The sequence below is a fragment of the Pinisolibacter sp. DMC19 genome, from assembly GCF_056313985.1.
In genome coordinates this window covers 288,088-301,376 of the sequence record NZ_JBQUZF010000001.1, presented here as the reverse complement: position 1 = coordinate 301,376, position 13,289 = coordinate 288,088, and the positions used below count along the sequence as shown (strand labels likewise).

The window sequence follows — 13,289 nt, the reverse complement described above, 5'->3', positions numbered from 1 at the left end:
GGCTCCGGACGGTTCAGGCGGCGCGGCGGTCGCGGGTGCGATCGTTGAAGTCGCGGGCGATCTCGAGGAAGTTGCGGACGAGCTTGGCGCCGTTCTCCGAGGCGATCGACTCGGGATGGAACTGGACGCCGTGGACCGGGTGCTCGACGTGCATCAGGCCCATGATCAGCCCGTCGTCCGACGAGGCCACCGGCGAGAGGCTGGCCGGCAGGCTCGAGCGCTCGACGATCAGCGAGTGATAGCGGGTGCCGGTGAAGTCGGCATTGAGGCCACGGAAGAGGCCGCGTCCGTCGTGGCGGATGGTCGAGGTCTTGCCGTGCATCAGGTGCGGGGCGCGGATGACCTTGCCGCCGTAGGCCTGACCGATCGCCTGATGGCCGAGGCAGACGCCGAAGATCGGCATGTGGGCGCCGAGCCGCTCGATCGTCTCGAGGCAGATGCCGGCCTCGTTGGGCGTACAGGGACCGGGCGACAGGATGACGCCTTCGGGATCGAGTTTTTCGACCTCGTCGACGGTGATCTTGTCGTTGCGCACGACCTTCAGCTCGACGCCCTCGGCGCCGATCAGATGGACGAGGTTCCAGGTGAAGCTGTCGTAGTTGTCGACGACGAGAAACATGCGGCCCGATGCCCCGGCAATGAACGTGGTCGAGAGATAGCCGGGGAGGGCGGCTTTGTCACGCACGAGGGTGCGGCTCGCGCACCGCCGCGACGGCCGGATCGCGTCGCGGGGAGAGAGGTGCGACTTTTCCGCACCCTTTGAAATCGCCGGCACAATGGTGGCATCATGCAACCGAGAGGTGATCCGATGTCGCTGTTCGGTGACGTCCCCGGGAGTTCGCGCGCCATGATCGGACGACTGCCGCGCATGGCCACCTACGCGCTCGTTTCGCTCGCTGCCCTGGCCGGCGTCGCAATCGCTGCGATCCTCGCCATCGATCGCTTCGCCGAGGAGTACCCCGACCGGTTCAGATATGTCGGCGTATGGATCGAGGACACCCTCGGCATCGGCGACCTTGCCGACCATTTCGCCGTGGCTCTCGAACTGGATCGGCCGGAAGCGCTGTTGCGCCGTCTGCTCCGCCACGACGGGGCGGTCGAGACCGAGATCGCCGGACACACGCTTCTCACGCTCGCCTTCGACTCGCCGCCGACGCGTGCCGTCTCTCCGCAGACGCTCGCCGTCATTCTCGAGGCGGGGGCCGATCCGAACCGACGCGACGCCGACGGCAGGCTGCCGATCGTCGAGGCGGGACGGTATACCGATCCGGCGCGCCTCGCACAGCTCCTCGATCACGGCGCCTCGGCCGACGGTCGCGATCATCGGGGGTATCATGCCGTCGACGTCGTCCGTTCGGGACAGAGCTCCGATCTGGGTGCGTTCGTCGGACTTCTCCTCGATCATGGCTTCGACCCTTGCGCCCTCGTTCGGCCGCCCCTGCCGGAATCCGCCGTCGCGAAACCACTCCGTGTGTGGCTGGCCGAGCGGAAGCTCCCCGACCTCGCCGCCCGCGCCGAGGTGGCCTGTGCGGCGAAGGGCGGGGGAGGGGCGGGGAAGTGACGGCGGGCGGAAACGTCGATCGAAGAACGATCGTCGGGCGCGTTCAACTGAAATTCAAGAAATGCGGTGGATGATCGTCGGCCTCGAGGGCGCGCGTGGTGGCGTCGAAAAGGGAATGCGACATGGTCGAATCCGTCGTCGGCATGCTGCGAGCCTTCGGGCGCGACGCGCGGGGGTCGGTCGCGATGATGTTCGCGGCGGCGCTTATCGGCATGCTCCTCGCGGTCGGCATCGTGATCGACTTCGGTTTCGTGATGTCGGCCCGCTCGAAGGCCCAGACCGCGGCCGATTCGGCGGCGCTCGCCGCATCGCGCGCGGCGGCGGTCTACATCGACCAGAACGGCGGATGGACGACGTCGAACATAGCCGCAGCCAAGACGCTCGCCGCCTCCACGGCTCAGACGGCCTTCACCAACAATCTCGGCTCCACCGTCTTCGTGGGGACGCCGACGCTCACCGTCACCACGACGGCGGTCGCCGGCCAGACCTTCACCACCGACCTGTCCGTCAAGGCATCGGTTCCCACCAGGCTGATGGGGCTCGGCGGCTTCGACAAGGTCGACATCGCGATCGGCTCCAGCGCCCAGACCGGCAGTTCCGTCAAATACTACCAGTTCGTCTTTCTCGTCGACGTCTCGGGGTCCATGGCGATCGGCGGTACGTCGAGCGACATCTCCAAGCTCCAGAGCGGATCGAAATACGGCTACTGCGCCTTCGCCTGCCACGACCCCAATCACTACTATTCGAAGACAGACTATCGGGTGGTGGCGAAGAACAACGGCGTCAAGCTGAAGATCGACTACGTGAACACCGCGATCCAGACCTTCTTCAGCTCGCTGTCGCCGGCGCTGACCTCGGCCGGGGCGGATTCGCGCTTCGCGATCTACACCTACGGGACGAATTTCTCGACGCTGCAGTCGAGCACGGCGTCGATCACGGCGGCGACCACGAAGGCGGCGACGATCGACATCGAGGCGATCGGCAATGCCGCTTCCAACTGGGGCTACACGCAGACGTCGAGCGCGCTCGGGTCCGTGAAGAGTGCGCTGACCAACGTCGGCGACGGCAGCAGTGCCGCGGCGCGCAAGACCTACGTCGTCTTCATCACCGACGGCATCGAGGATCTGCCTGCGCCCGGAACCACCTACGGTCGGTCGACCGATCTCGACTACGGCCCGGCCTGCACCACGCTCAAGGGGACGGGGGCGACGCTGATCGCCATCGAGGCGACCTATCCCTCGGTGACGGGCGATGCGCAGTACAATCAGATCGTCGCGCCGCTGGCGTCGTCGCTCGCGCCGACGCTGAAGACCTGTGCCACGTCGTCGAGCTGGTACTTCTCCGCCGACAACGGCCCCGCGATCCAGGCGGCGATGTCGAGCATCGTCACCCAGATCACCAGCGCCCTGCGCCTGACCAAATGACGAGACGTGATTGAAGGAGAATTTTTGTTTCGAAGTCTCGCATGGATATGATTTCTATTCTTCTTTGTGCCCGACTATTTTTCTTATGAATTCCAACTCTCTTTTTGACATTTCAATTAGTTTTTCATTTATTGTTGTATATTTCCCAAAAAATCTATATGCAGATGTTATGCATTTGTCAAAATCCTCATCGGATATACTTATATCCGAGTGTGGCTTTGGATGGGTTATCAAATCTCTTATCTTAAATAATTCATCAATATTCTTAATGTCACCCTTGCTTATATCGCTCTCATTGTTGCCGATGATCTTTTCTATGATCTTGAGTTTGGCGACTATCCGACCCCGTATTGGGACCTTGAGTTTTGCGCGTCTCTTTTCACCATCGTCTGTAATATGAATAATGTGGTCGTCTAAAATTGCACTGTCGAGTTCGCTAAGATCTTCTTGCGATCCTGGTGGGATATACATTTTCCAATCCGACAGCGCATATTCTATATATGCAGTCAACGATCTGACCAAGTTGCGCCTTGCCGTCTGTGTGTCTTTGGAGCTGACCTGAGACAGGTTGTGCGCGATGTCGGCGCTTAACTCATCGTTCGACGACATTGCCCCTTCCCCATATCACTGACCGCGCTTCGCACCTTGCGCGAAGCGGACGGCTTCTTCCGCGGCGCGGAAGAGGGCCTTGGCCTTGTTGACGCATTCGGCCTGTTCGGAGGCGGGGACCGAATCCGCCACGATGCCGGCGCCGGCCTGGACGAACATCTTGCCGTCCTTGATCACCGCGGTGCGCAGCGCGATGCAGGTGTCCATGGCGCCGTCGGCCGAGAAATAGCCGACGCAGCCGGCGTAGAGCCCGCGCTTCTCCTTCTCGAGCTCGTCGATGATCTCCATCGCCCGCACCTTCGGCGCGCCCGAGACCGTGCCGGCGGGGAAGCCCGCGGCCAGCGCGTCGAGCGCGTCGTGCGCGGAGGAGAGCCGCCCCGTCACGTTCGAGACGATGTGCATCACCTGGGAGTAGTACTCGAGGAAGAACTTGTCGGTGACCTTGACCGAGCCGATCTCGGAAACGCGGCCGACGTCGTTGCGGCCGAGGTCGAGCAGCATCAGGTGCTCCGACAGTTCCTTCGGATCGGCCAGGAGATCGGCCGCGTTGGCCTTGTCCTCGGAGGGCGTCTTGCCGCGGGGGCGGGTGCCGGCGATCGGGCGGATGGTGACCTCGCCGTCGCGCACGCGGACCAGGATCTCCGGCGAGGAGCCTGCGACGCAGAAGTCGCCGAAGTCGAGGAAATAGAGGAAGGGCGCGGGGTTCACCCGGCGCAGCGCGCGGTAGAGCGCGAAGGGCGGCAGCGTGAAGGGGGCCTCGAAGCGCTGCGACAGCACCACCTGGAAGATGTCGCCGGCCTTGATGTACTCCTTCGAGCGCTCGACCATGGCGCAGTATTCGTCGGCCGTGGTGTTCGACACCATGGGCACGTCGAGCGAGACCTCGCCGCTTTCCCAGGCCGACTTGTCGACCGGCTGGTCGAGCGCGTCGATCACCGCGGTGATGCGGTCGACGGCGCGGGCGTGGGCGCTTTCGGCCGAGACGCCGGGTTCCGGCGTGACGCGGGTGACGACCCAGATCTCGTCCTTGACGGCATCGAAGACCAGTTCGGTGCGCGGGCGCACCAGGATGGCGTCGGGCAGGCCGAGGACGTCGGGGTTGGGCGCCCCGATCTCCTCCATCTGGCGCACCATGTCGTAGCCGAGATAGCCGAACATGCCGGCCGACATCGGCGGCAGGCCCTCGGGCATCGCGAACTCGTTGGCGTGGACGAGGGTGCGGATGACGTCGAGCGCGCGGCCTTCGACCGGCTCGAAGGCGGTGCGGTCGACGGCGAAGCGACGGTTGATCTCGCCCGCCTCGCCCTTGGCCCGGAAGACCAGATCCGGGTCGAAGGCGATCATCGAATAGCGGCCGCGGACGGCGCCGCCCTCGACCGATTCGAGCAGGATGCAGTGGTCGCGGCCGCGGGCGATCTTGACGTAGGCCGAGACCGGCGTCTCGAGATCGCCCACCAGCGTGGTCCACACCACCGTCGGATGCCCCGCGTCGTAGCGTTCGGCAAGGGCTTCGAGCGAGGGTTCGATGCGCATCGGTTTTCCTCGATGATCAGTCGCGGATGCGGCCGGTGACGCGGTCGACGACCGACGGGTTCATGGTCACGCCGATGTCGGTGCGCACCTGTCCGAGCCAGGCCTCGAGCAGCGAGTTGCGCAGCGAACCGGAGATCCGGCTCGCCGCCGTCTTGGCTTCCTCGCTCTCGGCGAAGAAGGCGGGCGGCGTCACGTCGGCGACCTTGAGCAGCATGGTGTCGCCGCCCTCGAGGGTGACGGTGGCGACGTGGCCCTCGGGACCGGCGAAGGCGGCGGCGACGGCCTTGACCGACAGGCCCTCCGGCGGCTCGGCGCGCTTGAAGGCGGGCGACGTCTTCACCTCGAGCCCGGCCGACTTGGCGACGGTCTCGAAGTCCTCGCCCTTGGCGAGGCGATCGGCCAGCGACTTGGCGGTCTCGCCGAGGCGGCGGGCGATCTCTTCCGTCTTCCAGGCGGCGACGACGCGATCCTTGACCTCGTCGAGCGTCTGGTCGCGGGCCGGGTCGATCTTCGTCACCGCGTACCAGAGGAAGCCCTTGCCGCCGAGGTCGATGGCGTCGTTCTCGACGCCGACGTCGCTCTCGAAGGCACCCTTCAGCACGTCGTCCCAATGGGGGATGCCGTCGACGGTCTTGCCGTCGGAGAGGCGGCCCTGACGGTCGACGCCGTCCACGGCGCGGACCTTCATCGACAGGCGGGCGGCGACTTCCTCGATCTTGGCACCGCCGGCGAGGGCGTCCTCGATCTGGTCGTGACGCGCCAGAACGTCGTTCTCGGCGCGTCGGGCGGCGATCTCCTTCTTCAGCTCGGGGGCGACCTCGGCGAAGGGCTTGCTCGAGCCGGCGACGCGGTCGGCGAGCTTCAGGACGACCGGGCCGAACTTGCCTTCGACCACGCCGGAGAGGTCACCGACGGCCGGGATGTCCCAAGCGGCGTCGGCGATCGCCGGATCGGCGAAGGCGGAACGGGCGAGCAGGCCGAAGTCGATGTCCTCGGCCTTCTGACCGAGTTCGGCGGCGGCCTGTTCGAAGTCCTTGCCGCCCTTCACGGCGGCGATGAAGGCCTCGCCGGCAGCGGCGTCGGCGACGTGGACCTGGAACACGCGGCGCTTCTCCTCGACGGTGAAGCGGGCCTTGCGGGCCTCGTATTCGGCCTTGGCGTCGTCGTCGGAGACGTCCTCGGGACGGGCGATCGAAGCCGGATCGAGGACCAGCACCGACAGGGTGCGGCGCTCGGGCGCGCGGAAGGCGCGGGCGCGATCCGTGAAGAAGGTCTTCAGCGTCGCCTCGTCGGGCGGGGCGATCTCGCCGAGCCCGGCGGCCGAGAGAACGGCGTAGCGGATCGAGCGGGTCTCGTTGCGGAAGGTGTCGAGCGCTTCGACCAGCACCTTCGGCGCCGGCTGACCGCCGACCATGCCGTCGAGCAGTTGGGCGCGCAGCATGTCGGAGCGGCGGCGGGCGATGTAGATGTCCTCGTTCCAGCCGTTCGAGCGCAGCAGCTCGACGAAACGGGTGCGATCGAAGCTGCCGGCGGCGTTCTTGAAGTTCGGATCGCGCAGGATGTCCTCGCGGATCGTCGCGTCGGAGACCGCGAGCTTCTCCAGCCTCGCCGCCTCGCCGATCGTCGCGTCGGTGACGATGCGGGAGAGGATCTGCTGGCCGACGCCGGTCTTCAGCGCTTCGTCCTTGGTGAAGGGACGGCCGGCGCGCCGCGCGATCTGCTGGACTTCACGGTTGTAGTCGTGGTCGAGCTCGGCGACGCCGATCTCGCGGTTGCCCACGTGATAGGCGGTGTTCGAGCCGAAGCCGCGGAACACGTCGGCGATGCCCCACACGCCGAACGAGACGATCAGCAGGCCGAGGAGGAGCTTGGAAATCCAGGTGGAGGCGCCGCGGCGCAGGACGTCGAGCATGGGGGGCGTGGGTCCCGTGGGTACGTGTTCGAACCGCCGGGACGAGCCCCCGGCGCGGGCGGGCGGATCATAGGAACGCGCGTCGCGAGTGGCAAGGCGGCACGGTCGTCCGCGCCGAGAGGACGCGGACGGGTGATCGCATCGCACCTTCGGGGGGCTTGGGCAAGGGGCCGGTTCGGGCGAGACTGGCGTTCGTCGCCCGATCCTCGGGCCTCGATTCGCCCGCGGAGGCCCGCGATGCAGCCGACCGATCTGTCCGCCCATCCCGTCGTGCGGCTCGCCGCCGAGGACGTCCGGCGGGTGCCGATGATGGGCATCGCCGTCGGGATCGCCATCACCGCGACCGTGCTGTCGATCATCGAGAAGAGTGCGCTGATGCCGTGGCTCGTCGGCGTGATGTGGCTCGCCGTCGTCGGCATCGTGCTGGCGGTGCTGCCCTTCGCCAATTCGCTGACGCTGACGCCGGAGGGCTTCCGCATCCGCGTGCTCGGTTTCCTCGGTGGCTCGGTCGCCTGGTCGGAGGTCGAACGGATCGAGGCGGGCGAGGGTTGGGCGGGGGCGGCGGTCGTCGTGCATCTGCGCGAAGGGGGCGGGGATCGCTCGTTCCCCGGCCTGCCGCGCGACCCGACGCTGGGCGTCTCGTCGCTGGTCGACCACTACGGCCGCGACCCGGAGGAACTCGCCGGCGAGATGGAACGCCGCCGCCGCGCCGCCGCGGGGACGGCTTCGGGCGCGTGACGCACGCCTTCGTCATCCGTAATGCCGCGAGGTGAGGCATCGGCATGCCACCCTGCCGTTGCGGGGAGGCCGCCGCGTCTGCTACTTCGGCGCGGGGCAGAAACGATCGACATCGAGGAGAGCGCCATGAAGCCGCTCGTCGCAGGCAATTGGAAGATGAACGGAACCACCGCGTCGGTCGCGGAGTTCGAGGCGATGATCGCCGGCTACGGCGCGGATCTCGCCGCCAAGGTCGAGCTCGCGATCTGCCCGCCGGCGACGTTGGTCGCCCGTCTCGCCGCGGTCGGCGGTCCGATCCCGATCGGCGGCCAGGACTGCCATGCCAAGGTCTCCGGCGCCCACACCGGCGACATCGCCGCCGAGCAACTGAAGGACGCGGGCGCGACCTACGTCATCGTCGGCCATTCCGAGCGTCGCGCCGATCACGGCGAGACCGATGCGGTCGTCAAGGCCAAGGCGGAAGCCGCGGTGCGCGCCGGCCTCGTCGCCATCGTCTGCGTCGGCGAGACGGAAGCCGAGCGCAAGGCGGGCACCACGCTCGACGTCGTCGGCACCCAGATCGCCGGTTCGCTGCCGGCCGGCATGACGGGCGCGACGCTGGTCGTCGCCTACGAGCCGGTCTGGGCGATCGGCACCGGCCTCGTCCCGACGCTCGCCGACGTCAAGGAAGTCCACGACTTCATCCGCGCGAAGCTCGTCGGCCTCTACGGCGCCGAGGGCGAGAAGGTGCGCATCCAGTACGGCGGCTCGGTCAAGCCGTCGAACGCCAAGGAGCTTCTGTCGGTCTCCAACGTCAACGGCGCGCTGGTCGGCGGCGCCTCGCTGAAGGCCGCGGACTTCCTCGGCATCGCCGCGGCGTATCTCTGAGCGCGACGCGGTCCGACCGACGGCTTCGCCTGGTCGGACCTTCGCGGAGGCCCTTCATCCTGAGGTGCGAGCGTGAGCGAGCCTCGAAGGGCGAAGGGCCGAGAGGCACCGCCCGTCGTGGCTTCGTGCTTCGAGGCCCGGCTGCGCCGGGCACCTCAGCATGAAGCCGAACGGGACGGAAGTGCCCGGAGCGAGACGACATCGACCGAACACGACGAAGGCGGCCCCGAGGGCCGCCTTCTTTCGTTCTGGACGGGGATTTCGGAGAGATCGTTCTTGCGATCAGCCGCGCTTCTCGTCGAGCGAGAAAGCGCCCGGGCCGGCGAAGACGAAGTAGAGGAAGACGAACGAATAGAGCGCCGCCAGCTCGCCGCCGTTGAGGACCGGGTAGAAGCCCTGCGGGGCGTGGGCCATGAAATAGGCGACCGCCATGAAGCCCGACAGGACGAAGGCGACGGGGCGGGTGAAGAGACCGATCAGGATCAGCACCGAGCCGACCACCTCGAGGATCGCCGCGAGGCCGATCATCGAGAAGATCTGGCCGGAGAGGAGGTTCAGCCCCTCGAACATCTTCACCGCGGGGAAGTGGAAGAACTTGGCGAGGCCGTGCTGGAGGAAGAGCAGGGCGGTCACGACCCGCAGCGCGGCGAGGGCCTTCGGGGCGTGGGGGGCGAGCTTGTCGGCGAAAGACATGGGGGCAACTCCGTTCGATGATGCGTCTGATCCGAGGGTGCGGCCCAGGGGAAGGCCGCTTGCTTCGAGAATGACCATGACGCATGCGAACCACTCGCACGAGACGGCGCGCCGACGACGGATCGTCGTCACGGGTCGAACAATCGGTTGCGACGCGTGGTGATCGTTCGCTTCACGGCGTCGTGAAGAGCGCCGGTCGGATCGGCGTCTCGGTCACTGGCGCGGGCGGGCGCGATCGTGTATGAGGCTCGTCGAAATGCGGCGTCGGCTTCGGCGCCCGAACAATCCAGAACAGACGGCGCGGGGGATTTTCCCGGCGTCGTCGCGTTCGTTCGAAAGATCGGTCGGAATCGATGGAAACCGTCATCATCGTGATTCATCTGATGCTGGTCCTCGCGCTCGTCGGCGTGGTGCTCCTGCAGAAGTCCGAGGGCGGCGCGCTCGGCATGGGCGGCGGCGGCGGCGGCCTGATGGGCTCGCGCGGCACCGCCAACGTGCTGACCCGCACCACTGCGATTCTCGGCGCCGGCTTCTTCGCGACGTCGCTGATCCTGGCGATCCTCGCCGGCCGTCACGGCGACAAGCCGTCGTCGATCCTCGACGGCGCCGCGCCGGCCTCGCAGACCGCTCCGGCGGGTGCGCCGGCGGCTCCGGCCGCTCCGGCGGGCGGCAACGGCATTCTCGATCAGCTGAACCAGATGCAGAAGGGCGGCTCCACCGCCCCGGCTCCTCAGGCTCCGGCTACCCCGACGCCCGCTCCGGCCAAGTGACGGGGCGCCTTCGGGCGCACGCCTCGAACGGGACCGGGTGACGCAGCGTCTTCCGGTCCCTTCTTCGTTGGAAGGTCCTCGTGACCTTTCCGTGGACAGATCCAGGGCCGCACTTTTCCCACTCGCGAATCGGGTGGCCCCCGAAGTATGGTCGAATCCCATGGCGCGGTACGTATTCATCACCGGCGGCGTGGTGTCTTCGCTCGGCAAGGGGCTTGCGTCTGCGGCCCTCGGAGCGCTCCTTCAGGCACGTGGCTACAAGGTCCGGCTCCGCAAGCTGGACCCCTATCTGAACGTCGATCCGGGGACGATGTCTCCGTATCAGCACGGCGAGTGTTTCGTCACCGACGACGGTGCCGAGACCGACCTCGACCTCGGCCACTACGAGCGCTTCACCGGGCGGCCTGCCAACAAGCAGGACAACATCACGACCGGCAAGATCTATCAGGACATCATCGCCAAGGAGCGCCGCGGCGACTACCTCGGCGGCACCGTCCAGGTCATCCCGCACGTCACCGATGCGATCAAGGAATTCGTCGTTTCCGGCAACGAGGGCTACGACTTCGTCCTGATCGAGGTCGGCGGCACCGTCGGCGACATCGAGGGCCTGCCGTTCTTCGAGGCGATCCGCCAGCTCGGCAACGATCTGCCGCGCGGTCACGCCGTCTACGTCCACCTGACGCTGATGCCCTACATCCCGTCGGCGGGCGAGCTGAAGACCAAGCCGACGCAGCACTCCGTCAAGGAGCTGCGCTCGATCGGCATCGCGCCCGACATCCTGCTGGTGCGCGCCGATCGTCACATTCCGGAGAACGAGCGGCGCAAGCTCTCGCTCTTCTGCAACGTGCGACCCTCGGCGGTGATCCAGGCGCTCGACGTCAAGTCGATCTACGACGTGCCGGCCGCCTATCACAAGGAAGGCTTCGACACCGAAGTGCTCGCCGCCTTCGGCATCGACGTGGTGCCGGAGCCCGACATGCACCGCTGGGACGAGATCTCCGACCGGATCCACAATCCGGAAGGCGAGGTCACGATCGCGGTCGTCGGCAAGTACACCGAGCTGCTCGACGCCTACAAGTCGCTGATCGAGGCGCTGACCCACGGCGGCATCGCCAACCGGGTCAAGGTCAAGCTCGACTGGGTCGATTCCGAGATCTTCGAGAAGGAAGACCCGGCGCCCTATCTCGAGCACGTCCACGGCATCCTGGTGCCGGGCGGCTTCGGCAAGCGCGGCACCGAGGGCAAGATCAAGGCGGCCTCCTGGGCGCGCAAGTCGAACGTGCCCTATTTCGGCATCTGCTTCGGCATGCAGATGGCGGTGATCGAGGCGGCCCGCAACATGGCCGGCATCGAAGGCGCCAACTCGACCGAGTTCGGCCCCTGCGCCGCGCCGGTCGTCGGCCTCCTGACCGAATGGGTCCAGGGCAACGAGCTGCAGAAGCGCGAGGAGGGCGGAGCGCTGGGCGGCACGATGCGTCTCGGCGCCTACACGGCGCGGCTGGAGCCGGGTTCGAAGATCGCCGAGATCTACGGCAAGACCGAGATTTCCGAGCGTCATCGTCACCGCTACGAGGTCAACGTGTCCTATCGCGACGCGCTCGAGGCGGCGGGGCTTCACTTCGCCGGCATGTCGCCGTCGGGCGAGCTTCCCGAGACGGTCGAAATCGCGGATCATCCGTGGTTCATCGGCGTTCAGTACCACCCGGAACTGAAGAGCCGACCGTTCGAGCCGCATCCGCTGTTCACGTCGTTCATCGCGGCGGCGAAGGCGCAGAGCCGGCTCGTCTGATCGATCCTCAGGGAGGCAAGCGATGGACTTCACGCCGATCACCGAGAGCCTCGCCGGGCTCCCTGCCTTCCTGATCTGGATCGGGATCTCGATCGGCCTGATCGCGGTCTATGCCGCGATCTACATGCTGGCGACGCCGCACGACGAGATGGCGTTGATCCGGGCGAACAACGCCGCCGCCGCGGCCGCCTTCGCCGGGTCGATGATCGGCTACACGCTTCCGCTGGCGGTCGCCGCCCAGCATTCGGCGACGCTGCTCGTCTTCATCGTCTGGGGGCTGGTGGCGATCGTCGTGCAGGTGGTCGTCTACTGGTTCTTCCGCCTGCTGCTGCTCTCCGACGTCTCCGCCCGCATCGAACGCGGCGAGATCGCCACCGGCCTGATGCTCGGTACCGCCTCGCTCGCCGGTGGCATCGTCGACGCCGCCGCCATGGCGCTGTGAGGCGCCGACCCGCCGCCCGGAGGCCGGACTTGTCCCATCCCGTCAATGCCCCGCGCGGGCTCGACCACGTCGTCGCCGCGGTTCGCGATCTCGATGCCGCCGCCCGGACGTGGGAGCGGCTCGGCTTCCGCCTGACGCCGAAGGCGCGCCATCCCTGGGGCACCGAGAACCGCCTCGTCCAGCTCGCCGGCGCCTTCGTCGAGGTGCTGGCGGTCGGCGACGGCGCGGCGATCCCGGAACATGCGGGCGATGCCTTCTCCTTCGGCGCCTACAATCGCGACTTCCTCGAAAGCCACGCCGAGGGGCTCTCGATGCTGGTGCTCGAGGGTACCGATCCGGAGGTCGATCGCGCCGCCTTCGCCGCGGCGGGGCTGCGCACATACGCGCCCTTCGCCTTCGAGCGCGTCGCGGTGTCGCCCGAGGGCGAGGAGCGGCCCGTCGGCTTCGACCTGACCTTCACCGGCTTCACCGGGGCGGGGGACGCGGGCGAGCCCGACATGGGCTTCTTCACCTGCCGCCAGCGCTTCCCCGAGAACTTCTGGCGGGCGGAGTTCCAGCGCCACCCGAACGGTGCCAGCCGGCTCGAGGCGGTGATCCTGGTCGCGCCCGACCCGTCCGATTTCCACGAGGGGCTGTCGGCCTTCGCCGGGGTGCGCGACTTCCACGCGACCGGCGCCGGCCTCGTCATCCCGACCCCGCGCGGGTCGATCGAGGTGATGACGCCCGCGGCCTTCCGCTTCCGCCACGGTGCCGAGGCCTTGCGCGCCACGCCCGAAAGGCTCACCTTCGCCGGCCTTCGCTTCGGCGTCGACACCGTCGACCGGGCCGAGCGCCAGATCGTCGCCGGCGGCCTCACCGCGAGCCGCCGTCACGGGGCGCTGGTCGTCCCCGACGTCCACGGCGCGACCGTGGTCTTCGCCGAACACGCCTGATCCCCGACCATGCCGATCG

13 protein-coding genes are annotated in these 13,289 nt (G+C 67.3%); 8 read left to right on the top strand and 5 right to left on the bottom strand.

Annotated elements, in window-relative coordinates:
• Nucleotides 1-13 precede the first annotated feature (13 nt).
• Nucleotides 14-619, bottom strand: a complete 606-nt coding sequence (locus ACT53U_RS01345; RefSeq protein ID WP_476153035.1) for an anthranilate synthase component II — start codon at nt 617-619, stop codon at nt 14-16.
• Between the two features lie 228 nt (nt 620-847).
• On the opposite strand from ACT53U_RS01345, the gene ACT53U_RS01340 reads away from it, so the two are divergent.
• Entirely contained in the window at nt 848-1,561 is a 714-nt protein-coding gene (locus ACT53U_RS01340) for a hypothetical protein (protein WP_476152097.1), read from the top strand.
• A 122-nt stretch (nt 1,562-1,683) separates the two neighbouring features.
• Nucleotides 1,684-2,985 (top strand): TadE/TadG family type IV pilus assembly protein, encoded by a 1,302-nt coding sequence (locus tag ACT53U_RS01335; RefSeq protein WP_476152095.1) that lies wholly within the window; start codon nt 1,684-1,686, stop codon nt 2,983-2,985.
• A gap of 54 nt (nt 2,986-3,039) precedes the next feature.
• Here ACT53U_RS01335 and ACT53U_RS01330 read toward each other — a convergent pair whose 3' ends face one another.
• From ACT53U_RS01330 to ACT53U_RS01320, 3 genes are read right to left on the bottom strand one after another with little or no spacing between them, the layout of a single operon-like run.
• A complete protein-coding gene (locus ACT53U_RS01330; RefSeq protein ID WP_476152093.1) occupies nt 3,040-3,594 on the bottom strand; it encodes a hypothetical protein in 555 nt (184 codons plus the stop codon).
• A 15-nt stretch (nt 3,595-3,609) separates the two neighbouring features.
• Nucleotides 3,610-5,127, bottom strand: a complete 1,518-nt coding sequence (gene trpE, locus ACT53U_RS01325) for an anthranilate synthase component I (protein WP_476152091.1) — start codon at nt 5,125-5,127, stop codon at nt 3,610-3,612.
• Nucleotides 5,128-5,143: 16 nt separating this feature from the next.
• Nucleotides 5,144-7,039, bottom strand: a complete 1,896-nt coding sequence (locus ACT53U_RS01320; RefSeq protein WP_476152089.1) for a peptidylprolyl isomerase — start codon at nt 7,037-7,039, stop codon at nt 5,144-5,146.
• A 237-nt stretch (nt 7,040-7,276) separates the two neighbouring features.
• Here ACT53U_RS01320 and ACT53U_RS01315 point away from each other — a divergent pair, with 237 nt between their 5' ends.
• The gene (locus ACT53U_RS01315) at nt 7,277-7,777 is read left to right on the top strand and encodes a hypothetical protein (RefSeq protein ID WP_476152087.1); all 501 of its coding nucleotides are present in this window, start codon (nt 7,277-7,279) and stop codon (nt 7,775-7,777) included.
• Between the two features lie 126 nt (nt 7,778-7,903).
• The gene (tpiA, locus tag ACT53U_RS01310) at nt 7,904-8,644 is read left to right on the top strand and encodes a triose-phosphate isomerase (protein ID WP_476152086.1); all 741 of its coding nucleotides are present in this window, start codon (nt 7,904-7,906) and stop codon (nt 8,642-8,644) included.
• Nucleotides 8,645-8,926: 282 nt separating this feature from the next.
• Here tpiA and ACT53U_RS01305 read toward each other — a convergent pair whose 3' ends face one another.
• Entirely contained in the window at nt 8,927-9,337 is a 411-nt protein-coding gene (locus tag ACT53U_RS01305) for a DoxX family protein (protein WP_476152084.1), read from the bottom strand.
• 353 nt (nt 9,338-9,690) lie between these two features.
• Between ACT53U_RS01305 and secG the strand changes: the two genes are divergently transcribed.
• From secG to ACT53U_RS01285, 4 genes are all read left to right on the top strand, one after another.
• A complete protein-coding gene (secG, locus tag ACT53U_RS01300; RefSeq protein WP_476152082.1) occupies nt 9,691-10,107 on the top strand; it encodes a preprotein translocase subunit SecG in 417 nt (138 codons plus the stop codon).
• A 160-nt stretch (nt 10,108-10,267) separates the two neighbouring features.
• Complete coding sequence (locus ACT53U_RS01295; RefSeq protein WP_476152080.1) at nt 10,268-11,896, top strand: CTP synthase; 1,629 nt, start codon at nt 10,268-10,270, stop codon at nt 11,894-11,896.
• 22 nt (nt 11,897-11,918) lie between these two features.
• Nucleotides 11,919-12,338: a DUF350 domain-containing protein gene (locus ACT53U_RS01290; RefSeq protein ID WP_476152078.1), complete on the top strand. Its 420-nt coding sequence runs from the start codon at nt 11,919-11,921 to the stop codon at nt 12,336-12,338.
• Nucleotides 12,339-12,367: 29 nt separating this feature from the next.
• Complete coding sequence (locus ACT53U_RS01285) at nt 12,368-13,270, top strand: VOC family protein (protein WP_476152076.1); 903 nt, start codon at nt 12,368-12,370, stop codon at nt 13,268-13,270.
• The last annotated feature ends 19 nt before the right edge of the window (nt 13,271-13,289 follow it).